The organism is Arthrobacter ruber, from assembly GCF_002954225.1.
GTDB lineage: Bacteria > Actinomycetota > Actinomycetes > Actinomycetales > Micrococcaceae > Arthrobacter_D > Arthrobacter_D ruber.
The window spans coordinates 17784-40395 of record NZ_PPTH01000007.1; the positions used below are offsets into that span (position 1 = coordinate 17784).

A 22612-nucleotide genomic window follows, 5' to 3' on the forward strand; every position below is an offset into this window, starting at 1 on the left:
CAGTCTAGGAGCGGGTGCCCTGAGTCAGGGAACGCCACGGCGCGCATGACGCGGGGAACGCCGCCGACCTACAGCGGATTCCGGAGCGTGCACCCCTCGTGCGGGACACTGCCCCCGATCCACAGCGCACGGGTGAGCGCGGCGTCCACGGGCAGGGCGGGCGCGGACGGACCGAGGAGCAGTTCGACCGGCGAGCCGGCACCGTGCCGTACCAGCAGGTGGGCGTCGAGGCCGATCCCGTGCCGGTCGAGGAAGCGCAGCACGCCCGGGTCCTCGTCGCTGACCCGCACGAGCCGGCCCGCATGGCCGTCGTCGACGCCGTCGAGCCGATACGCCGGCGGGTACGCGACGGAGCCGTCGGCCGCCGGGATGGGATCCCCGTGGGGATCGCGCGGCGGACGGCCGAGCTTCGCGTCGAGCCGCGCGACGAAGGCATCGGAGACCGTGTGCTCGAGCTGCTCGGCCTCGTCGTGCACCTCGTCCCAGCCGTAGCCGAGTTCCGTGACGAGGAACGTCTCGATGAGCCTGTGCCGACGGACCATCGCCAGGGCGAGCGCCCGACCGGAGGTGGTGAGGCTGATGGGACCGTACTTGCGGTGCTCCGCGAGACCGAGGTCCACGAGCTTGGCCACCATCCCGGTGACCGAGGAGTTGGCGACGGACAGTCGTGCTGCCAGCCGGGACGCGGTCACGGCGGCGTCCTGCCACTCCGTGAAGGCGTAGATGGCCTTCACGTAGTCCTGCACGCTGGTCGATTCGATGCTGAGGACGGCGCCCCTGCGGCCCGCCATCAGGCCGCGGACCGGGGGGCGGCCAGCCGCCCGGAGCCTGCGCGCGCCGCCGCACGGCGTCGGGCCTGCCACAGGACGCCGTCGGGTCGGGCGAAGAGATAGACGGCGGTGAACACGAGCGCCTGGCACAGCACCACGGCCGCGCCGGTCGAGATGTCCAGGTAGTAGCTGGCATAGATCCCGGCCACGGACGCCGTGACGGTCAGGACGACGGCGATTCCCAGCATGCGGTCGAAGCTGCGCGAGAGCAGGAAGGCGGTGGCCCCGGGCGTGATGAGCATGGCCACGACGAGGATGATCCCCACCGCCTGCAGGCCGACGACGACGGTGAGGGCGAGCAGTCCCAGCAGCAGTGCCGAGAGCAGCCGGGTGTTGAGGCCGATCACGTGGGCGTGCGTGCGATCGAAGGCCAGGAGGGTCAGATCGCGCCGCTTGAACAGCAGGACGGCGAGGGTCACGGCCCCGAGGATCAGCACCTGCCACACGTCGCCCGCGGACACCCCGAGGACGTTGCCGAACAGGATGTGCATGAGGTCGACCTGCGACGGCGTCGCCGAGACGATGGCCAGCCCCGAGGCGAACAGTGCGGTGAAGACCACCCCGATCACGGTGTCGGCCTTCAGCTTCGTGGTGGACCTGACGATCCCGATCAGGGCCACCGCGCCCGCACCGAAGACGAAGGCGCCGATCGAGAACGGGATCCCGAGGATGTAGGCGAGGGCCACCCCGGGCAGGACGGCGTGCGAGACGGCGTCGCCCATGAGGGACCAGCCCATGAGGATGAGCCAGCAGGAGAGGACGGCGGCCACGACCGCGGCGGCGACCGTCACGGCGAGGGCCCGCGTGAGGAAGCCGTACTGCAGCGGCTCGAGCAGGAAGGCGAGGACGTCCACGTCAGGACCCTCCGTCCGGGAGGGGGGCGGCGGGCGCGGCCCCGAAGGCGAGGGCCAGATTGCCGTGCGTCAGGACGGCGGACGGGTCGCCGGAGGCCAGCACCCGCCGGTGCAGGAGAACGGCCTCGTCGCACAGGTCGGGGACGCCGGCGAGGTCGTGGGTGGAGACGAGCACGGACCGCCCCTCGTCACGGAGCCCTTTCAGCAACCCGGTCATGGTGTGCTCACTGGCCTGGTCCACGCCCGCGAACGGTTCGTCGAGCAGCAGCAGCCGGGCGTCCTGCGCGATGCTCCTGGCGATGAACACGCGCTTGCGCTGCCCGCCGGACAACTGGCCGATCTGCCGCTTCCTCAGCCCGTCCAGTCCCACGCGCTCCAGCGCGTCGCCGACGGCGGCATGCTCGGCGGTCCTGAGGCGGCGGGAGGCGCCGAGGCGCCCGTACAGACCCATGGCGACGACGTCGGCCACGGACACCGGGAAGGTCCAGTCGACCTCCTCCGCCTGCGGCATGTAGGCGACCAGGCCCTGCTTCCTGGCGCGCGCGGTGGTCGTCCCGAAGAGCTCCACGCTGCCCTCGCGCGGGGCCAGAAGTCCCATGAGCGCCTTGAAGAGCGTCGATTTCCCCGAGCCGTTGACACCGATGAGCCCGCAGATCCTGCCGGCCGCCAGCGTGATCGAGACGTCGTCGAGCGCGTGGACCTCGCCGTAGCGGACGCCGAGGTTCCGCACGTCGAGCACGGGGACGCCGGCGTCGGCGTGGAGTGCGGTCATGGTGCGAGTCCTTCCGCGATGGTGGCCAGGTCGTGGCGGATCAGGTCCAGGAAGGTCGGCACGGGACCGTCCGGCGCGGACAGCGAGTCCACGTAGAGCATCCCGCCGAGCTCCGCCCCGGTGGCGAGGGCCACCTGCTCCTGGGCGGAGGCGTCGACCGTCGACTCGCAGAAGACCGTCGGCACGCCGTGCTCCTCGACGAAGCCGATGACGTCGCGGATCTGTCGGGGGGTGCCCTCGGAGTCGGCGTTGACCGGCCAGATGAACGCCTCGGCGAGGCCGGCGTCGCGGGCCAGGTAGGAGAAGGCGCCCTCGCAGGTCACGAGTGCCGGGACCCCGGCACCCGCGATCCGGGCGCGGAACTCCGTGAGCAGTTCCGCGAGGCGGTCCTTCAGGAGCCGCCCGTTCTCCGCGAAGTCGGCCGCATGCTCCGGGACCAGTTCCGAGAGGGCCTCCACCGTGTTGTCCACGTAGGTCTGTGCGGCGAGCGGGGACATCCACGCGTGCGGGTTGGCGCGGCCGCTGTAGTCGCCCGAGCGGATCGCCACGGGCTCCACACCGTCGGACAGCACCGCGCGGGGGGCGTCCACGGCGGTGAGGAAGCGCTCGAACCACCGTTCGAGGCCCAGTCCGTTGTCGAGGATCAGGTCGGCGTCCTGTGCACGCACGAGGTCCGACGGTGTGGGCTCGTACCCGTGGATCTCCGCGCCGATCTTCGTGATCGACTCGACGCGCACGTGCCCGCCGCCTACGGTGTCGGCGAGGTCCGCGAGCACGGAGAAGGTGGTCAGGACCAGGGGACGCCCGTCGGCATCCGCGGCCTCCGGAGGGTCCGCCGGGGAGGCACCGCACCCGCACAGCGCCGCGAGCAGGACGAGGCATCCGGCGAGAGACGCCCGCACCGATCCCTGCCGCGGTTTTTGAGGCACACCTAAAGATAAGGTTTAGCCGCACCGAAATCTAGGTGGGAAGCAGGGGTGCACGCCAGGCGTGCGTGTAGTAGGGGAGGCGCAGGGAGGCCTCCGGGGTGAACGCGAGGTAGTCGGTGAGGTACCAGTGCAGGTTCGCCTCGACGCGGCGTCGGAGTGTGAGCGTGGCGCGCCGGTAGTAGCTGCGCGAGCGGGCGAGGTCGACGACGTCGGGGACACTCAGCTCCTGGGTCCAGCGCACCAGCACGTCCTCGGGGGGTGCGAACCGCGGACCGAAGGAGGGACGGTAGGCGGGGGAGAAGACATCACCCGCGTGCATGATGCGGGAGAGGCGGTGGACCCAGGGCAGCGAGACGTCGAGCTGGTTCCAGAGCACGGCCAGCCGGCCACCGGGCCTCAGCACCCGGGCGGCCTCCCGGACCGTCGCCGGGTGGTCGCACCAGTGCCAGGTCTGGGCCAGGGTGAGCAGGTCCATGGAGGCGTCCGGCAGGTGCGAGTGCTCCGCCGTGCCCTCGAGGACGGGGACTCCCGGAAGGCGGGTGGCGAGGACGGCCAGCATGTCCTCCGACGGGTCGACGGCGGTCACCTCGAGGCTGCGGTCGGCCAGCAGGCCGGTGAAGATGCCGGTCCCCGCCCCGATGTCGGCGGCCTGCCGGGCCCGCGGCGGGACGACCCAGTCGGCGATCCCCGCCGGGTAGCCTGGGCGCACGCGGTCGTACTGGCCGGCCCCGGTCAGGTAGGCGCCGGCCAGGGCGCGACGGCGCTGGTCGTCGAACCGCGGTCCGCCCGTCACCACGGGCCGCCCTGGGGCGTACCCGTACCGCTAGAGGAGGTCATCCACGTCCGGGTTGAGGGTCCGCAGGACCTCGCTGTGCAGGGAGCCGTTGGTCGCGAGGGCGTTGCCGCCGTGAGGCCCGTCCTCGCCCTCGAGCGAGGTGAAGCGGCCGCCCGCCTCGGTCACGATGGGCACGAGGGCCGCCATGTCGTACAGGTTGAGCTCGGGTTCGCACGCGATGTCGACGGCGCCCTCGGCCACGAGGCAGTAGGACCAGAAGTCGCCGTAGGCGCGGGTACGCCACACGCGGTCCGTCAGGTTGACGAACTCGGCCAGTGCGCCGCGCTTCCTCCAGCCGGAGAGGCTGGAGTAGGACAGCGAGGCGTCCTCGAGCCGCGAGACGTTGGAGACCCGGAGGCGCTGCGCGGCGGCGAGGGACTTGCCGGTGTAGGCGCCGGTGCCCTCGGCGGCCCACCAGCGCTTGCCGAGCGCCGGTGCGCTCACGACGCCGACCACGGGCCGGCCGTCGTCGATCAGTGAGATCAGGGTGGCCCACACCGGTACACCCCGGACGAAGTTCTTGGTGCCGTCGATGGGGTCGATGACCCAGCGACGCGAGCCGGAGCCTGTGCTGCCGAATTCCTCGCCGAGGACGGCGTCGCGGGGCCTGGCCCTGGACAGCTGCCCGCGGATAGCCTCCTCGGCCCCCTTGTCGGCGTCCGTGACGGGGGTGAGGTCCGGCTTGGTCTCGATACGGAGGTCGAGTGCCTTGAAGCGCGACATGGTCCGGTCGTCGACCGAGTCCGCCATGATGTGGGCGAGGCGGAGGTCGTCGTTGTAGCCCTGCGAGAAACTCATACCGATCAACCTATCGTCTGGGCGGGCGCATCAGGCGCCCCGTGCGCGGGGCGGGGGCGGGGGCGGGGCAGGATCGGGCCGGACAAGCAGAAAGCCACCGCGGGCTCGCGCCGCACGGTGGCTCTCGGTCCGTCGCCGCAGGGCGGCACGGAGGAAGTTAGAGAACGGAGATGTTCTCGGCCTGGGGACCCTTGGGACCCTGGGTGGTCTCGAAGCTGACCTTCTGGTTCTCCTCGAGGGAACGGTAGCCGTTCGAGTTGATCGCGGAGAAGTGGGCGAACACGTCAGCGCCGCCGTCCTCGGGAGCGATGAAGCCGAAGCCCTTTTCGGCGTTGAACCATTTCACTGTGCCAGTAGCCATGCTGTACATCCTTACCTGGGGGAGCGCCCCGACGTTCGGGGGCTCATCGTGGTGTTCGTTGACCGCTTATCAAAAAAGCTGTCGAACTCCAGGTGGAGGGTCAAGGCTTAGAGATGTAATGCGCAAACAACAACTTCGTTCACTCTAACAGGCCCGGCCGGGATCCCTGACATCGGGGGCCGGCCTCACTGCTGGCCGAGCTCCTTGGCGTCGTGTGCGTTGCCCCGCGGTTCCGCGGTCCCGGCAGTCAGCAGGCGGCGCAGGCTGGCGAGCCGCACCGGGCCGGACTCGCCGGCGAGCCCCTCCGCCACGTAGCTGTCCAGCCCGCAGTCCACGGCGTTGTCGTCGTGCCGGCATCCGCGCTCGCAGCGGTCGGTTCCCGGCTCCAGGTCGGGGAAGGCCTTCAGGATGCGGTCGGCGTCGACGTGCGCGAGGCCGAAGGACCGGATGCCGGGGGTGTCGATGATCCAGGTGCCGGGTGCGGCGTCCGCCGCCTTGAGGGCCAGGGCCGACGACGACGTGTGGCGTCCCCTGCCCGTGACGGCGTTGACGCCGCCCGTGGCACGCGTGGATCCTGTCAGGGCGTTGACCATGGTCGACTTCCCGACGCCGGAGTGGCCGAGCAGTACGCTGACCTGCCCGTCGAGCTCGTCCCGCAGGGCATCGACCGCGCCGTGCGAGAGGCGGGCCGACTCGCCGTCGTCGGAGGTGGCCTCGATCCCCACGGCCTCGTCCGTCCTGCTGATGATCACGCGCAGGTCGAGGTGCTCGTAGTTGGCGAGGAGCGGCGCCGGGTCGCGGAGATCCGCCTTGGTGATGCACAGCAGCGGCTCGATCCCGGCGTCGTAGGCGGCCACGAGGGCGCGGTCGATGAAGCCGGTCCGCGGTTCGGGGTTGGCGGCGGCGACGACGATGACCAGCTGGTCGGCGTTGGCGACGACGACGCGCTCCACCGGATCGGTGTCGTCGGCGCTGCGGCGCAGGACGGTGTGCCGGTCCTCGATCCGCACCAGGCGCGCCAGGGAGTCGGGGCCGCCGGAGAGGTCGCCGACCAGCGCCACGAGGTCGCCGGCGACGACGGCGTTGCGCCGCAGTTCGCGCGCGCGTGCGGCGATGACGATGCGTTCGTCGGGCGTGTCCTCGTCGACCACGGTGGTATAGCGGCCGCGGTCCACGGTCACCACGCGTCCCGTCACGGCGTCGTCGTAGGCGGGACGCGTCTTGGTGCGGGGGCGGGACCCCTTCTTGTTGGGGCGGATCCGGACGTCGGACTCGTCCCAGGACCGTGACCCGCGGCGGTTGCCGGCCTCGCTCATGCCCGGGCCGCCGTTCCGCGCCCGCGTCCGTCCTCGTGCTCCGTGGAGCCGGGACCCGCGGTGTCCTCGGTGCCGGTCACGGCCGCCCAGAGCCCGGGGAACTCGGGCAGCGTCTTGGCCGTGGTGCCGATGTTCTCCACGGCCACGCCGTCCACGGCCAGTCCGATGATCGCGCCGGCGGTCGCCATGCGGTGGTCGTCGTAGGTGTGGAACACGCCGCCGTGCAGGGGTGCCGGCCGGATCACGAGGCCGTCCGCGGTCTCCTCGGCATCGCCGCCGAGGGCGTTGATCTCCGCGACGAGCGCGGCGAGCCGGTCCGTCTCGTGTCCGCGGAGGTGCGCGATGCCAGTGAGGGTCGAGGGGCCGTCCGCCAGTGCGCACAGCGCCGCGACGGTGGGGGCGAGTTCGGAGGTGTCCGCGAAGGTGCCGCCAGAGACGGACGGGCCGCCCGTCACCGTCAGGACGCCGTCGTCCAGGGTCGCCGTCGCGCCCATCAGCGGCAGGATGCGCCGCCACGCGTCACCCACCTGGGTGGTGTCCGAGGGCCAGTTCCGCACGCGGACGGTGCCGCCGGTGACCACGGCCGCGGCCAGGAACGGTCCGGCGTTGGAGAGGTCGGGTTCCACGGCGACGTCGAAGGCCGCGATGGGGCTCGGGGGGATGTTCCAGTGGTCCGGCACGGAGTCGTCGACGGCGACACCGAGGGACCGCAGCGTCTCGACGGTCATCCTCACGTGGTCGAGGCTGGGCACGGGCTTGCCCACGTGCTCGAGGTGCAGGCCCTCGGTGAACCGGGCCCCGACGAGCAGGAGCGCCGAGACGAACTGCGACGAGGCGGACGCGTCGATCACGAGGTGTCCGCCGCGCACGCTCCCCTCGCCCTCGACGGTGAACGGCAGCGACCCCGCCCCGCCGTCGTCGACGGCGACGCCGAGGCCACGCAGGGCCGCGATGATGCTGCCCATCGGGCGGCGCCGCGCGTGGGGGTCGCCGTCGAACCGGGTGCTGCCGGTCACGAGCCCGGCCAGGGGCGGGACGAAGCGCATGACGGTGCCCGCGAGCCCGCAGTCGACGGCGCGGTCTGCTGCGGTGCCCGGCCCGGCCTGCAGGGGCGTCACGTGCAGGTCCGGCCCGAAGCCGCCGTCGCCCGGCACCTCCTCGACCACGGCGCCGAGCGAGCGCAGGGCCCGGACCATCAGCGCGGAGTCACGGGAGTGCAGCGGGCGGCGGATCAGGCACGGACCGTCGGCGAGGGCCGCGAGCACCAGATAGCGGTTGGTGAGGGACTTGGACCCGGGCACCGAGATCTCGGCGTCCACGGGACGCGTCAGGCGGGGCGCCCGCCACAGGATGTGGTCGGACACCCCGCCTGAGGTAACGGTCATGTCGCTTAGGAACCGACGACGTCGGACGCGGTCTTGCGCACGGCCTTGTCGGCCTTCTTCAGCTGCTTGCGGGCGTCCCTGCCGAAGCCGGCGGCGTTCTTCTTCGCGTCCAGGGCGAGGTGCTCGGCACGCCAGGCGATGCCCGGACGGCCGTTGGTGTCCACCGCGGCGAGCAGGACGGCACCGATGAGCGAGAGGTGCTTGAGCAGCTGCGCGCGGCGGGCCTTCTTGCCCTCGGGCGTGGAGGCGTCCGCCGAGCGGTAGTCCACCAGGGCGTTGACGGTGGCGGTCACGGTCAGCAGCAGGGCTGCGACGCGGGAGAACCGGCCGATGCCGAGCAGGAGCGCCGCACCGATCTGCGTGGCCCCGAGGACCTGGCCCACGAGCTTCTCGTTGCTCGTGAGCGCGGCGGCGGACGGGACCACCTTCGTCACGCCGGCGAGGACCGGCTTGAGCTGCGGGGCCGTGGCGCCCGCGGTGCGGAGCCGGTCGACGCCGGAGAACACGAAGCTGCTGGCGAGCAGGGGTCGGGCGATTACGCGGACAAGGGTCACAACTGCCTCCTGGTTGCCGGCGGTTCCGCCGGACGTCGGGTCTGTACTTCCGAGCAATTACTAAGCACGCTGGGTCTAGTTTTACATGCCGCATCGGGCGGGGCGATCCGGAAGCGGCTCCTGCGGGGACCCGCCTGCTGTGCGTCGCCGCAACGAGGGCGGATTTCGCCGCCGACCGGGTGACGTCCCGTCCCGGGGCCCACCGGCGGCGGCCGGGGATCCGGGGCAGGAATAGAAGGACCCCGGAGGAGGTTGGACCAGGGGTGACGCAGACGACGGTGAAGGGGTACCCACGCACATGACAGGTGGACAGACCGCTACGGTCGACAGACCCGGATTCCAGCTCTCGACGACGGTCAAGCGTGACGGTCCCACGGGGCCGCGGCAGCTCCGGCGCGTAGACTTCAGGACGATGAATACTACAGCCCCCGCAGGCAGCAATCAGGCCGAAGATGCAGAGTTGGATGTGTCCACCGAGTCGGAAGCCGACCGGAAGGCCCGCTTCGAGCGCGACGCCATGCAGTACGTCGACCAGCTCTACTCCGCCGCGATGCGCATGGCGCGCAATCCCAGCGACGCGGAGGACCTGGTACAGGAGGCCTACACCAAGGCGTTCTCGGCCTTCCACCAGTACAAGCCCGGGACCAACCTGAAGGCGTGGCTGTACCGCATCCTCACGAACACCTACATCAACCTCTACCGCAAGAGGCAGCGCGAGCCCCTGCAGTCGCACTCGGACACCATCGAGGACTGGCAGCTCGCGAAGGCCGCCGAGCACACCTCGATGGGCCTGCGGTCCGCCGAGGCGGAGGCCCTGGACCACCTGCCGGATTCCGACGTCAAGAGCGCCCTGCAGGCGATCCCCGAGGAGTTCCGGCTCGCCGTGTACTTCTCCGACGTCGAGGGGTTCGCGTACAAGGAAATATCGGAAATCATGAACACGCCCATCGGGACCGTCATGTCCCGGCTGCATCGCGGCCGCAAGCTCCTGCGGGAACTGCTCGCCGAGTACGCACACGAGCGGGGCCTCGGTGCCACCAGAGGAGCTGGTGCCAAGACCCCGGTCGCCGCAGGTGCAGGGGGCAAGGAACAGGAGATGAAGAAATGAGTGATTGCGGAAGTCTCGGCGACTGCGCCGACTCGCGGATCGAACGGCTCTACGAGTACCTGGACGGGGCCCTGTCCCATCAGGACCTGGTGGAGATCAAGGACCACCTCGACGGTTGCCCGCAGTGCGCCGAGGAACACGACCTCGAGTGCGTGATCCGGTCGGTCGTGAAGCGCTCGTGCACCGAGGTTGCGCCGACCACGTTGAAGGCGAGCATCCTCGACCGCATCAGCCACCTCCAGTCCGTGGACCACTGACGGCCCACCGGGACGAGAGCTGTATCAACGAAAGAACCTCCGGCCCGCTGGGCCGGAGGTTCTTTCGTTGATGACGCCTGGACTCAGGTGTTGGGGCGCTTACCGTGGTTCGCGCCTCCACGCTTCCGGTCGCGGCGCTTGCGTGCTCGCTTGCTCATGGCTGCCTCCTTCTTCTTCAGGCACTGCAGTCGTGCAGAACTGCTCCCCAGTCTCCCATACGGCGACCTGCCCCGCCTAAACAGGCCCGCCCCTGGAGGGCGTGCTTAGGATGAGCACGACCATCCATGATCGAAGGAGCTTATGCATGCGCGCCGCCTACGCAGCCACCCAGTCCCCGGACGATCCGCTCGCCGGCCTCACCGTCGGTGACCTCCAGGTACCGGAGGCCCCGGCGGGCTTCCGAAGGGTCAGGGTGGTGGCGTCCTGCCTGAACCACCACGACCTGTGGTCCCTGAAGGGCGTGGGACTGCCGGAGGACCGACTGCCGATGGTCCTCGGGTGCGACGCCGCGGGGATCGACGACGACGGCAACGAGGTGATCGTGCACGGCGTCGTGTCCTCGCCCGAGTGGCGCGGCGACGAGACCCTCGATCCGAAGCGCTCCCTCCTCTCCGAACGCCATCCGGGCACGATGGCGGACTACGTGTGGGTTCCTGGGCGGAACCTGGTGCCGAAGCCCGCGGAGCTGTCCTTCGAGGAGGCGGCATGCCTGCCCACGGCGTGGCTCACGGCGTACCGCATGCTGTTCACCGTCTCCCCGGCGGCACCGGGGTCCACGGTGCTGGTGCAGGGTGCGGGCGGCGGCGTGGCGTCCGCGCTGATCGCGCTCGCCGCGGCGGCGGGCTTCCGTGTGTGGGCGACGAGCCGCACCGCCGCCAAGCGGGAGAGGGCGCTGGAGCTCGGCGCCGAGCAGGCCTTCGACGCCGGTGCCCGGCTGCCCGAGCGCGTCGACGTCGTCTTCGACTCCGTCGGCGAGGCCACCTGGTCGCACTCCCTGAAGTCGCTCGTCCCCGGGGGGACCGTCGTGACGTGCGGTGCGACGAGCGGGCCGGCCCCCTCCGCGGACCTCAACCGGGTGTTCTTCCTCCAGCTGCGCGTGCTCGGTTCGACGATGGGCACGCGGGAGGAACTCGAGCGGCTCACGCGCTTCCTCGTGGCCACGGGTGTGCGCCCCGTCATCGACACCGTCCTGCCGCTCGACGACGCGGCGGAGGGCTTCCGGCGGATGCTCGAGGGGGACGTGTTCGGGAAGATCGTCTTCCGCCACTGAGCAGTCCCCGGACACACGGGAAGGGACCCTCCGTTCGCGGAGGATCCCTTCCCGTGGTGCGGCGTCGCTAGTCGACGGCGCCCGCCGCGATGAGGGCGGAGCGCTGCTCCCGGCGCAGCGCCTGATGCGCCGGGTCCGGCACCGGCGCCGCTGCGAGCAGGCGGCGCGTATAGGGATCGCGCGGGTACTTCAAGATCTGCTCGGTGCTGCCCTGTTCCACGAGGATGCCCTTGTTCAGCACCGCGATGTGGCTCGCGAGCAGCTCGACGACGGCGAGGTCGTGGCTCACGAACAGGCATGCGAAGCCCCGTTCCCGCTGGAGGTCCTGCAGCAGCTCCAGGACCTTCGCCTGCACCGACACGTCGAGGGCCGACGTCGGCTCGTCGGCCACGAGGAGGTCCGGGCGGAGCGACAGGGCGCGGGCGATGCCCACGCGCTGGCGCTGTCCACCGGAGAGCTCGTGCGGGTACCGGTTGCGGAACGCGACCGGCAGCTGCACGTCCTCCAGCAGGGCCGCCACGCGCTTGTCCAGCTCGGCGCGGCCCGGCTTCTCGTGCAGGAGCAGTGGCTCGCCGATGCTCTCGCCGATCGAGAGCCTCGGGTTGAGGGAGGCCGCCGGGTCCTGGAACACGATCGCGAACTTCTTGCGCAGCGGCAGCAGCTGCCGCGCGCTGAGGTCCGTGATGTCCGTGCCGCCGATCCGGACCTTGCCGCCGGAGGTCTTGATCAGGCCGGTCACCGCGCGGGCGATGGTCGACTTGCCCGAGCCCGACTCACCCACCAGGCCCAGGACCTCGCCCGGGTTGATGGTGAGCGAGACCCCCGAGACCGCCTTGAAGGCCGGCTGGCGGAACCGGCCGGGGTACTCGATGTCCACGTCGGTGAGCTCGAGGGCGGGCACGACGCCGGACGCGGTGTGCGTGGCCTGCGCTCGCAGCGCCGCCTCCGCGTACTCCTCGTGGATGCTCGCGTGCCCGTCGACCACCTCGACGTCGCTGAGGACGCCGCCCACCTTCGAGCCGAGGTGGGGCACGGCTCCGAGGAGCTGCTTGGTGTAGGCCTCGGCCGGCGCCGCGAACAGCTGCGCGGTGGGCGCCGCCTCCACGATCCGGCCCCGCTCCATGACGACCACGTGGTCGGCGAGATCGGCCACCACGCCCATGTCATGGGTGATGAGCAGCACGGCGCTGTTGAGGCGCTTGTTGAGCTTGCGCATGAGGTCGAGGACCTCGGCCTGCACGGTGACGTCCAGCGCCGTCGTCGGCTCGTCCGCGATGAGCAGCATGGGGTCGTTGGCGAGGGCGATGGCGATCATGGCGCGCTGGCGCTGGCCGCCGGAGAACTGGTGGGGGAAGGAGTCGTAGCGGCGCTCGGCCTCCGGGATCTCGACCATGCGCAGCAGCTCGATGGCACGCTTCTTCGCCTGGGCGGGGGAGAGCTCGGTGTGCTGCTCGACGGCCTCGCGGATCTGCTCGCCGACGGTCAGCACGGGGTTCAGGGCGGTCATGGGCTCCTGGAAGATCATGGCGATGTCGTTGCCCCGGACGCGCCGCAGCGTGCTCTGCGACGCTCCGATCAGTTCCTTCCCGAGCATCTTCGCACTGCCCGAGGACCGCCCGTTGCGAGGGAGGAGGCCCAGCAGGGCCATGGAGGACATGCTCTTGCCCGATCCTGATTCGCCCACGATCGCGAGGATCTCCCCGGGGTGGATCTCGTAGGAGACGTCCTCGGCGGCCATGACCCACTCGTTGTCGACGTTGAACTCGACGCCGAGGCCCTTCACCGCGAGGATGGGGCCGTTGCCGACCGGCGCTTGCTCGTCGGAGATGATGACGGAACTGGTGCTCATTACTGCTTCACCCTTGTCTGCTTGGGGTCGAACGCGTCACGCAGGCCGTCACCGATGAAGTTGACGGCGAGGGCGATGCCGATGATGAACGCTCCGGGCCACAGGAACAGCCACGGCCGGACCGTGAGGGCCGAGCGGTTGTCGTTGATGGCCTTGCCGAGCGAGGTGTCCGGCGCCGTGACGCCGAGACCCAGGTAGCTCAGGGCGGTCTCCAGCAGGATCGCGCTCGAGATGGCCAGCGTCGTCGAGACGATGATCACGCCCACCGTGTTGGGGAGGATATGGCGGAAGATGATGCGGGCCGAGCTCGCACCCACGGACTTCGCGGACTCCACGAACTCCTTCTCCCGCAGCGACAGGAACTCGCCGCGGACGAGCCGGGCCAGCCCGGTCCATGTCACGGCGCCGAGGAACAGGGCGAAGGGGATGATGCCGTGCTTCGCGACGATACCGGCGACCGCGGCTGCGATGACGACCGTCGGGATGGTGATGACGACGTCGGTGATCCGCATGAGGAACGCCTCGGTCCAGCCGCGGAAGTAGCCGGCGATCGCGCCGACCGTGGTGCCGATGACCATGGCCACGAGGCCCACGATGAACGCGATGATGAGCGAGGTCTGCGTGCCGCGCATCGTCAGGGCGAAGTAGTCGCGGCCGAGGACGTCCTGGCCGAAGGGGTGCTCGCCGAGGCTGAAGGGCCACAGCGTCAGGGTCGGCCGGCCCTCGTTGAACCGGTCCGCGAGGACGTCGTAGTCCTTGTTCCACCACCCGGGGATGCCGGCGAAGCCGATCGAGGTGAAGGCGAGCAGGAAGATCAGGGCCAGCAGGGCGATGCCGGCGAGGGCGCCCTTGTGCCGGAAGAAGCGCTCCCTGATGAGGCGGCCCTGGCTCTTCGCCTCGGTGGTGCGGATGCGGTCGGTCTGCTCCCGAGTGGGGGTCGCCGTCGCGATGTCGGTGTCCTGGCTCTGCAGGGTCATCTCCGACAGCTCGACGGACGCGCGGGAGTCGTCCCGCGGGGAATCGTTTCTGGTCATGATGGGTCCTAGCTCAGGGTGATGCGCGGGTCGAGGAACGCGTAGGCGATGTCGGCGAGCATGTTGAACAGCACGGCCGCCGTGCCGACGACGAGGAAGAAGGCCATGACGGGCCCCGGGTCCACGTGGTCGATGCCGTCGACGAACATCTTGCCCATGCCGTTCCAGCCGAAGACCTGCTCCGTGATGACGGCGCCGCCGAGGACGCCGGCGAAGTCGAACGCCATGAGCGTGGTGATGGGGATCATCGCGTTGCGGAAGGCGTGCTTCACGAGCACGGTGCGCTCGCTGAGACCCTTGGCGCGGGCCGTCCGGATGTAGTCCTGGTTCATGACGTCCAGCTGGCTGGCCCTCGTGTAGCGCGTGTAGGTGGCGAAGGAGATCAGCGTCAGGGCGATGGTCGGCAGGATGAGGTGCAGCGCGAAGTCGAGGTTGATCTCCCAGAACGTCCCCGCCAGGTTCGCCGACTGCGAGCCTGTCGTCGGGATGGGCCGGCCACCGGCCTTCGCGGACAGCGTCGGGTACGCCTGGAGGAGGCGGTCGACCACGATCAGGAGGCCCACCGATACCGCGATGACGGCACCGATCTTGGCGGCCTGCGCGCGGAACGGTCCACCGACCACACCGGCCACGAGGTAGGCCACGACGGCGGTCACGACGACGAGCGCCAGCACGATGAACCAGTTGGGGTTCTCCAGCAGCGGGATCGAGACGAGATAGCCGATGAAGCTGACCGCGGCGGCGGCGAGCGCCGCGTGCAGGACCCGGCGACGCCGGAACCCGGCGAGCAGGGCCGTCCAGAGGACGGCGACACCCGCCGCGGAGACGAGCATCCCGAGGAGGCCGAAGCCCGGCTTGGTGAACCAGCCCGTGACGAGCAGGAGGTACAGGGCGAGTGCCGTGGCGACGGCCGCGACCCCGAAGACCATCAGCCGGCGTCGGCGGTCGCCGCCGACGACGACCGCCCAGACGACACCGGCGATCACCCCTATCAGGGCGATGGTCAGATACGAGAACTGTGGATTCGCGAGCCACGTGTTGAGGTCGATCGCCATGTACTGCTTGAGCAGCGTCGAGAGCCAGAACAGGGGGAGCGAGAAGAGCAGGAAGGAGAGGAAGGTGACCGAGTAGTCGAACACGCTGTACTGGCGGATCGCGGTGACGATGCCCACGACCACGCCGAGGATGAGGGCGAGGACGGTCGCCACGACGACGAGTCGCAGCGTGGAGCCCATCGCGTTCTCGAGCTGCGGGAGGACGGCCGCGCCGGTGCGGTCCTGGCCCAGGGTGCAGCTGATGCCGCCGGGGACGAGGCAGTGGCCCACGTCCTGCAGCCACAGGAAGTAGCGGGGGATCGGGGGGACGTCGAGGTTCATGGCCTCGGTCCGGGCCGCGATCGTGGCGGCCTTCTCCGGTCCGTTGGTCTCCCCGAGGTCCTCGAAGGGATCGCCGGAGGAGATCGTGAGGAAGTACATCAGCGTGGTCGCTGCGAGCATGATGAAGAACGAGATGACGGATCGCTTGGCGATGAAGTAGAACACGTGGGGGCTCCTAGGAAACGGTGCTGGCTGGCGCGCGGCCGGGCACAGGGACGGGCAGGCCCGAGGGCCTGCCCGTCCTCATGCGTGATCCGGAGAGAGCGATCAGGCCTGCTTCGTCCAGCTGTAGGCATTCCAGGTGATGCCGGTCTGCGTGGGGTTCATCTCCACGCCCTCGAGCTTCGAGGAGTGCGCGATGATGTCGGCGTTGGCGTAGAGCACCACGTTGTACTGGGTCTCGGCGAGGCGCTGCTCGAGCTCGGTCTTGAGCGCAGGCACCTTGTCGGCGTCAGTGGTGGTGGCGATCTCCGTCCACAGGCGGTCGACCTCGGGATCGGTGTAGCCACCGAAGTTCTGCTCGCCACCGGTCACGTAGATCGACTGACCGGAGGCGACCAGACCGGATCCGGCCCAGCCGAACAGGACGGCGTCCCAGGCGCCGGGCTGGGAGAGCTTGGCGCTCCACTCGGCCTCGGGCTGCGGGACGATCTCGAAACCGGCCTTGTCGCAGGAGTCCTTGACGAGGGCCACCATGTCGGCGCGGAGCTGGCTCGTGGCGGCGTACATGAGGCTGACCTTCACGGGCTCGGTCTTGCCGGCCTCGGCCAGGAGCTTCTTGGCCCCCTCGATGTCGGCGGAACCGTCACCCTGGGCGGCTTCGGCGCCGTCGAGGACCGTCTCGTAGTCGGGCTGGCCCGGCTGGTACTCGCGCAGGTTCATGACCGTCCCCTCGGGGTCGATCGGGGTCACGAACTTGTCGACCATGTCGGCGCGGGGCGTGCAGGCGTTGAAGGCCTGGCGCACCTTGACGTCCTCGAAGACGGCGCCGGGGCGCTGGTCGAGGTCGATGTGCGAGAAGGTCAGCGAGGTCCCGGTGTCGACCGTGACGGTCTCACCGATCTGCTCGAGGGCGGCCTTCGTGTCCACGGAGGGGCTGGACGGGTCGATGACGTCCACGTCGCCGTTCTGCAGGGCCTGGACGGCCTCCTCGTCGACGATGGTCTTGAAGACGATGGTGTCGGTCTTGCCGGCACGCTCCTCGCCCCAGTACTTGTCGTTCTTGACGAGGGTGAGCGTGCCGTTGGTGGCGTTGTCCAGCTTGTAGGGGCCGGAGGAGGGCAGCAGTGCGAGGTCCGGGAGGGTGGGGAGATCCGCCTCGTAGTCCCAGCCCGTGTTCCAGAACTCCGCCACCGGCGTGAGCGCGGCGACGTCCTTGTTCTGGATGGCATCGACGAGCGCGGCGCCGTCACCCTCGGTGGACAGTCCGCCCTGCTCGGCCGCGATGTGCGCGGGCACGATCAGGTCGCCGGTGAGCAGTGCCTCCCAGTCGGCGTACGGCTCGTTGAAGACGAGCTCGAACTCCTTGTCGCCCGGCTCACCCTCGATCATCTTGGTCTGGGCGAAGCCGTTGGTGGACGAGGCCTTGAACAGGTCCGACTCGGCGCCCGTCTCGGGATCCGTGACACCGCTGGGGTTCGTGCCGGACATGGCGGCCCAGGTGAGCAGGAGGTCGTCGTAGTCGATCGGGACACCATCGGACCAGACAGCATCTTCGTCGATGGTGTACTTGATCGTCAGCGGGTCGTCGCTGACCTTCTCGTAGGTGCCGAAGTCCGGGTTGGCTTCCAGCTCGCCGGCCGCGGTGAAGGCCGCGAAGCCGCTCGTGGTCAGGTTGCTCACGTAGCCGTTGTACACGGAGTTGGTGGCGGCGGTGTTGCCGTTGTAACCCGTCGGTGCCTGGCTGATCGCGATGTTGATCGTCGTCGCCAGGTTCTCCGTGGCACCTTCCGATGCCGGGCTCTCGGCCGTCCCGCCCGCCGATCCACAGGCGCTCAGCATGAGCGCTCCGATGGACAGTGCGGCGAGCGTCGTAGCGCGCTTATTACGCATTGAGATAGTCCTTACTGTGCTTGGCGCGAGGGGCCAAGGGATGCCCCACGAGGCGGATTGCTGCAGTGACGGCAATCACACTGGGCCAGCATAGCGAAGGTTCGTTGCCTCCGGACACTCAGCGAACCATTCCTAACCCATTCGTTACCTCGGTGAAACATAAGGTCGCTGCGCAAACGAAAAGCCCCGGGAGGACCGTGTCCCCGGGGCTTTCCGGCGTGCTGGTGCCTTATTCTGGTGCCGGCACGTCCAGCCACTGGAACCAGCCGCGGTGCAGCACGAGCCATGCCATGAGGCCGTAGCCGGCCTGGCCCGGGGTGCCGCCGTTCGACGCGAGGTCGTGGCGCCACTGCTCGTGGGCCAGCAGCGGGGTGAACGTGTCCACGAAGACGTGCTTGCGGCGCGTGGTGACGTCGCCGAAGGCGGCCGAGAGATCGGCCAGGCGGCGGTTGCGCTCGGGATCCAGACCCGGGGGAGGGCCCACGACGAGCACCTTGACGCTCATCTGCGAGGCTCCGTCGAGGATGTTCGCCAGGTTGAGACGGCTCCTGGCCGTGGACAGCTCGAGGTCGAGGTCCCGGTCCGAGAGGCCGATCACCAGGCGGTTCTCGAAACCGTCGCCGAAGCGCCGCCCCGCCTCCTGCAGCCAGCGGTTGGCGAGGGACTCGGTCCCCTCCCCGGGGGCCGCGAGGCTGTAGGCCTCCAGGGAGGCGCCGTCGGGCCGGGTGCGGGCCATCACGCGTCCGAGCCAGCCGAGCGCCCGTGGATCACCGAGCCCCGCGAGGAGTTCGTCGCCCACTGCTGCTAGCCGGATTCTGCGTTGTTCCACTGGTCCCTCGGTGTGCTGGTCGTCGTACGGAGTCGGATGGGTTTGGGCGGAGCCGGGGTGCCGTGACGGCAGGGTCCCGTTCCCGCCTTAAAAACGTCGGGTGGGGCCGGAGCCCCACCCGACATCATACTGACGGCTTGCTACTGGCGGCCGAAAGCCCTCTTGATGAGGAGTTCCTGTTCCACCGCGTGGTTCTTCGCGGAACCCGTGGCGGTGGACGCCGACGCCGGGCGCGAGGCCAGGCGGATACGCCGGTCCAGCTCCTGCGGCAGGTTCAGTCCGATGAAGGGCCACGGTCCCTGGTTGGCCGGTTCGTCCTGCGCCCACACGATCTCCGCGTTCGGGTACGCGGCCAGGGCGGCGTGGATCCCGTCCAGCGGGAGCGGGTAGAGCTGCTCGACGCGGACGATGGCGGTCCGTGCGTCGTCGAGCTTCTGCCGCGAGGACAGGAGGTCGTAGTACAGCCGGCCCGACACGAGGATCACCCGCTCGACGTCGTTCCCGGGCGTCTCGAGCGTATCGGGGATGACCGGGCGGAAGGTGCCCTGCGTGAAGTCCTCGACCGGGCTCGCCGCGGCCTTCAGGCGCAGCAGCTGCTTGGGCGTGAAGATCACGAGCGGCTTGCGCGGACGGTTGTACGCGTGCCGCCTCAGCAGGTGGAAGTGGGATGCGGCCGAACTCGGGTTGGCCACCACCATGTTCTCCTCGGCGCACATCTGCAGGAAGCGCTCGATCCTCGCCGAGGAGTGGTCGGGACCCTGGCCCTCGTAGCCGTGGGGAAGCATGAGGACGAGGGAGGAGCGCTGGCCCCACTTCTGCTCCGCCGAGCTGATGAACTCGTCGATGATGGTCTGCGCGCCGTTGACGAAATCGCCGAACTGCGCCTCCCAGATCACGAGTGCGTCGGGGCGCTCCACGGAATAGCCGTACTCGAAGCCCATCGCGGCGTATTCGCTGAGCAGGGAGTCGTAGACCCAGAACTTCGCCTGGTCGTCGCTGAGGTCGTCCAGCGGCAGCCACTCGTGGCCGGTGGCGCGATCGTGGAACACGGCGTGGCGCTGCACGAAGGTGCCGCGGCGCGAGTCCTGGCCGGCGAGCCGCACGGGCACGCCCTCCATGAGCAGCGAACCGAACGCCGCGATCTCGCCGAAGCCCCAGTCGATGCCGCCCTCGCGGGACATCTGCTCGCGCTTCTCGAGCAGCGCCTTGAGCTTCGGGTGCACCGTGAAGCCCTCGGGGATCGCGGTGTGCGCCGCGCCGATCCGGGCGAGCGTCTCGGGGCTGATCGCCGTCTGCGGCGCCTTGTTCTCCCCGCCCTCGGCCTGCTGCGCGTAGGGGCGCTCGAGGTCTGACACGGCCTTCGGGTCCTTGGTGATGACGGGGATGGGCGAGGTCTGGGCGGCATGCGTCTCCGCGAAGACACGCTCGAGGCGCTCCTGGTAGTCGCGCAGGGCCTGCTCGGCCTCTTCCTGCGTGATGTCGCCGCGACCGATCAGGGCCTCGGTGTAGAGCTTCCGGACCGAGCGCTTGGCCTCGATGAGGTTGTACATCATGGGCTGCGTCATCGAGGGGTCGTCGCCCTCGTTGTGCCCGCGGCGGCGGTAGCAGACCATGTCGATGACGACGTCCTTGTTGAACCGCTGACGGAACTGGTACGCCATCTGGGCCACACGGACCACGGCCTCCGGGTCGTCGCCGTTCACGTGGAACACGGGGGCCTGGACCATCTTCGCGACGTCCGTGGAGTACACCGAGGACCGGGAGGACGTGGGGCTCGTGGTGAACCCCACCTGGTTGTTCACGATCACGTGGATGGTGCCGCCGGTGCGGTACCCGCGCAGCTGCGACAGGTTCAGCGTCTCCGCCACCACGCCCTGGCCGGCGAACGCGGCGTCGCCGTGGATGAGGATCGGCAGCACGGGGAAGGTGTCGCCCTGGTCGAGGAGGTCCTGCTTCGCGCGGACGATGCCCTCGAGCACGGGGTCGACGGCCTCGAGGTGGGACGGGTTCGCCGCGAGGTAGACCTTGGTCTCGTTCCCGGCGTCGGAGGTGAAGGTGCCCTCGGTGCCGAGGTGGTACTTGACGTCGCCGGAGCCCTGTACGGAGCGGGGGTCCTGGGTGCCCTCGAACTCGCGGAACACCTGGGCGTAGGTCTTGCCGGCGATGTTCGTCAGCACGTTCAGCCGTCCGCGGTGGGCCATGCCGATGGCCACCTCGTCCAGGCCGTCGTCCGCCGCACCGGAGATCACGGCGTCGAGCAGCGGGATCAGGGACTCGCCGCCCTCGAGGGAGAAGCGCTTCTGGCCCACGAACTTGGTCTGCAGGAAGGTCTCGAAGGCTTCGGCGGAGTTCAGCTTGTGCAGGATGCGCAGCTGCTCCTCGCGGCTGGGCTTGGAGTAGGGGTGCTCCAGCTCGTCCTGGAACCACTGGCGCTCGGCCGGGTCCTGCAGGTGCATGTACTCGATGCCCGTGGTGCGGCAGTAGGCGTCTCGCAGGACGCCGAGCATGTCGCGGAACTTCAGCATCGGCTGTCCGCCGAAGCCGCCGGTGGGCCACTCGCGGTCGAGGTCCCACAGCGTGAGTCCGTGCGTGCGGATGTCGAGGTCGGCGTGCTTGCGCTGCACGTACTCGAGCGGGTTCGTGTCCGCCATGAGGTGTCCGCGCACACGGTAGGCGTGGATGAGCTGCTGGATCCGGGCGACCTTGTTGATCTGGTCCATCGGGTCGACCTGGATGTCGGCGCTCCAGCGCACGGGCTCGTAGGGGATGCGGAGGGACTCGAAGATCTCGTCGTAGAAGCCCTGCTCGCCCAGCAGCAGCTGGTGGATGATGCGCAGGAACTCGCCGCTGCCCGCGCCCTGGATGACACGGTGGTCGTAGGTCGAGGTGAGCGTGATGGTCTTGCTGATCGCGTGCTTGGCGAGGGTCTTCTCGCTCGAACCCTGGAACTCGGCGGGGTACTCGAGGGCACCGGCGCCGATGATGCAGGCCTGGCCCTTGGAGAGGCGGGGGACGGAGTGGACCGTCCCGATGCCGCCCGGGTTAGTCAGGGACACCGTGGTGCCGGCGTAGTCGTCGGCACCCAGCTTGCCCGCACGGGCCTTCTTCACCAGGTCCTCGTAGGCGTGCCAGAACTCCGAGAAGTTCATGGTCTCGGCCTTCTTGATGTTCGGCACCACGAGCGAGCGCGTGCCGTCCGGCTTCGGCATGTCGATCGCGAGGCCGAAGTTCACGTGCGCAGGCTGGATGGCCGAGGGCTTGCCGTCGACGACGTCGTAGTAGACGTTCTGCGAGGGGAACTGCGCGAGGGCCCGGATGATCGCGTAGCCGATGAGGTGCGTGAAGGAGACCTTGCCGCCGCGGGCCCGGGCGAGGTTGCTGTTGATGACCACGCGGTTGTCGATCAGCAGCTTGGCCGGGATGGCGCGGACGCTGGTCGCCGTGGGGACGCTCAGGCTGGCTTCCATGTTGGTGGAGATGGCCTTGGCCGGGCCGCGCAGCACGCTGACCCTGTTCTCCTCCATCTCGCCGTTGCGGTCCGAGGCGGGCAGCTCTGCCGGGATGGGCTTCGGCGCGGGCTTGTCCTCCCGCGGCGTCTCCGGCTTCTTCGCCGGTTCCTTCGCGACGGGGGGCCTGCCGTTCTGCTGCGTGCTGGCCGGGCTCTCACCCGACGCCTTCGGCGCGGGAGCCTCGGCCTTCACGACCGGGAGCTCCTTGGTCGCGGGGCGGGGGTCCACGGTGGCCGAGGTGCCGCTGTTCCCAGGCGCCGCCGGAGCAGCGGGCGCCGGCGCGGTGGCCTGGTCGGGTGCGTGGCGGCCGTTCCCGGCCGGCGACTTCTCCGCGTCGAACGACTCGAACAGGTCCCACCACTTCTTGTCGACCGAGTGGCGGTCCTTCTGGAACTGCTCGTAGAGTTCATCAACAAGCCACTCGTTCCCGCCGAATTCTTCAGGTAGACGGTGGCTGGTTTGTTCTGGCACTTGGTATACGCCTCTTCCGTAAGTTGCCCTGAGCGCGGTGCGGGCGGCACGTTCGGCGGAAAGCCGTGTCTGGACCCTGTCCAAGTGTAGTGACAGGAGTAGGCAACATCCAATCAGGCGTGTCGCCCGGAGGTGCGCCGTGCGATACTGCGTACGCCCGGCGGATGTGCTCCGCGGCGGGCGACGCACTAGACTCTTCGCGGCCGTATACCCGGCCGTCCAC

20 protein-coding genes are annotated in these 22612 nt (G+C 69.6%); 3 read left to right on the top strand and 17 right to left on the bottom strand.

The features are described 5' to 3' along the window. Positions 1–68: 68 nt before the first annotated feature. The 10 genes from CI785_RS00615 to CI785_RS00660 form a co-directional block, all read right to left on the bottom strand. The gene (locus CI785_RS00615; RefSeq protein ID WP_105030203.1) at positions 69–791 is read right to left on the bottom strand and encodes a metal-dependent transcriptional regulator; all 723 of its coding nucleotides are present in this window, start codon (positions 789–791) and stop codon (positions 69–71) included. Then, entirely contained in the window at positions 791–1684 is an 894-nt protein-coding gene (locus tag CI785_RS00620) for a metal ABC transporter permease (RefSeq protein ID WP_105030172.1), read from the bottom strand. The genes CI785_RS00615 and CI785_RS00620 overlap by 1 nt, the downstream gene beginning before the upstream one ends. A gap of 1 nt (position 1685) precedes the next feature. Then, complete coding sequence (locus CI785_RS00625; protein WP_105030173.1) at positions 1686–2456, bottom strand: metal ABC transporter ATP-binding protein; 771 nt, start codon at positions 2454–2456, stop codon at positions 1686–1688. Beyond that, positions 2453–3358, bottom strand: coding sequence for a metal ABC transporter substrate-binding protein (locus CI785_RS00630; RefSeq protein ID WP_240614918.1), 906 nt, complete (start codon positions 3356–3358; stop codon positions 2453–2455). The genes CI785_RS00625 and CI785_RS00630 overlap by 4 nt, the downstream gene beginning before the upstream one ends. A 58-nt stretch (positions 3359–3416) precedes the next feature. Further along, positions 3417–4178 carry a class I SAM-dependent methyltransferase gene (locus CI785_RS00635; protein WP_240614919.1) on the bottom strand — a complete coding sequence of 254 codons (762 nt, stop codon included), beginning with the start codon at positions 4176–4178 and terminating at the stop codon, positions 3417–3419. A 30-nt stretch (positions 4179–4208) separates the two neighbouring features. After that, positions 4209–5018 carry a histidinol-phosphatase gene (hisN, locus tag CI785_RS00640; protein ID WP_105030176.1) on the bottom strand — a complete coding sequence of 270 codons (810 nt, stop codon included), beginning with the start codon at positions 5016–5018 and terminating at the stop codon, positions 4209–4211. Between the two features lie 157 nt (positions 5019–5175). Further along, positions 5176–5379, bottom strand: a complete 204-nt coding sequence (locus tag CI785_RS00645) for a cold-shock protein (RefSeq protein ID WP_105030177.1) — start codon at positions 5377–5379, stop codon at positions 5176–5178. A 185-nt stretch (positions 5380–5564) separates the two neighbouring features. Next, on the bottom strand, positions 5565–6695 hold the full coding sequence (gene rsgA, locus CI785_RS00650) for a ribosome small subunit-dependent GTPase A (protein WP_105030178.1): 1131 nt from the start codon (positions 6693–6695) through the stop codon (positions 5565–5567). After that, positions 6692–8080, bottom strand: coding sequence for a 3-phosphoshikimate 1-carboxyvinyltransferase (gene aroA / locus CI785_RS00655; protein WP_105030179.1), 1389 nt, complete (start codon positions 8078–8080; stop codon positions 6692–6694). Before aroA ends, rsgA begins: the two co-directional genes overlap by 4 nt. 5 nt (positions 8081–8085) lie before the next feature. After that, positions 8086–8634: a DoxX family protein gene (locus CI785_RS00660; RefSeq protein ID WP_105030180.1), complete on the bottom strand. Its 549-nt coding sequence runs from the start codon at positions 8632–8634 to the stop codon at positions 8086–8088. Between the two features lie 412 nt (positions 8635–9046). Between CI785_RS00660 and CI785_RS00665 the strand changes: the two genes are divergently transcribed. Together CI785_RS00665 and rsrA are read left to right on the top strand one after the other, a co-directional pair. Next, positions 9047–9742, top strand: a complete 696-nt coding sequence (locus tag CI785_RS00665) for a sigma-70 family RNA polymerase sigma factor (protein WP_240614920.1) — start codon at positions 9047–9049, stop codon at positions 9740–9742. Next, positions 9739–9999, top strand: coding sequence for a mycothiol system anti-sigma-R factor (gene rsrA, locus CI785_RS00670; RefSeq protein WP_105030181.1), 261 nt, complete (start codon positions 9739–9741; stop codon positions 9997–9999). The genes CI785_RS00665 and rsrA overlap by 4 nt, the downstream gene beginning before the upstream one ends. An 83-nt stretch (positions 10000–10082) precedes the next feature. Here rsrA and CI785_RS17715 read toward each other — a convergent pair whose 3' ends face one another. Continuing rightward, positions 10083–10157 (bottom strand): 50S ribosomal protein bL37, encoded by a 75-nt coding sequence (locus CI785_RS17715; protein WP_369299106.1) that lies wholly within the window; start codon positions 10155–10157, stop codon positions 10083–10085. A 146-nt stretch (positions 10158–10303) separates the two neighbouring features. Between CI785_RS17715 and CI785_RS00675 the strand changes: the two genes are divergently transcribed. Further along, positions 10304–11269 carry a zinc-binding dehydrogenase gene (locus CI785_RS00675; protein ID WP_105030182.1) on the top strand — a complete coding sequence of 322 codons (966 nt, stop codon included), beginning with the start codon at positions 10304–10306 and terminating at the stop codon, positions 11267–11269. A 67-nt stretch (positions 11270–11336) separates the two neighbouring features. Here CI785_RS00675 and CI785_RS00680 read toward each other — a convergent pair whose 3' ends face one another. The 6 genes from CI785_RS00680 to CI785_RS00705 form a co-directional block, all read right to left on the bottom strand. After that, positions 11337–13118 (bottom strand): ABC transporter ATP-binding protein, encoded by a 1782-nt coding sequence (locus CI785_RS00680; RefSeq protein ID WP_105030183.1) that lies wholly within the window; start codon positions 13116–13118, stop codon positions 11337–11339. Continuing rightward, positions 13118–14152 carry an ABC transporter permease gene (locus CI785_RS00685; protein ID WP_240614921.1) on the bottom strand — a complete coding sequence of 345 codons (1035 nt, stop codon included), beginning with the start codon at positions 14150–14152 and terminating at the stop codon, positions 13118–13120. Before CI785_RS00685 ends, CI785_RS00680 begins: the two co-directional genes overlap by 1 nt. Before the next feature lie 8 nt (positions 14153–14160). Beyond that, positions 14161–15693: an ABC transporter permease gene (locus CI785_RS00690; RefSeq protein WP_105030184.1), complete on the bottom strand. Its 1533-nt coding sequence runs from the start codon at positions 15691–15693 to the stop codon at positions 14161–14163. A 102-nt stretch (positions 15694–15795) separates the two neighbouring features. After that, positions 15796–17580 carry an ABC transporter family substrate-binding protein gene (locus CI785_RS00695; RefSeq protein ID WP_105030185.1) on the bottom strand — a complete coding sequence of 595 codons (1785 nt, stop codon included), beginning with the start codon at positions 17578–17580 and terminating at the stop codon, positions 15796–15798. A 229-nt stretch (positions 17581–17809) separates the two neighbouring features. Then, positions 17810–18409: a GDSL-type esterase/lipase family protein gene (locus CI785_RS00700; protein ID WP_105030186.1), complete on the bottom strand. Its 600-nt coding sequence runs from the start codon at positions 18407–18409 to the stop codon at positions 17810–17812. Between the two features lie 140 nt (positions 18410–18549). Continuing rightward, on the bottom strand, positions 18550–22389 hold the full coding sequence (locus CI785_RS00705; protein ID WP_105030187.1) for a multifunctional oxoglutarate decarboxylase/oxoglutarate dehydrogenase thiamine pyrophosphate-binding subunit/dihydrolipoyllysine-residue succinyltransferase subunit: 3840 nt from the start codon (positions 22387–22389) through the stop codon (positions 18550–18552). Positions 22390–22612: the final 223 nt, after the last annotated feature.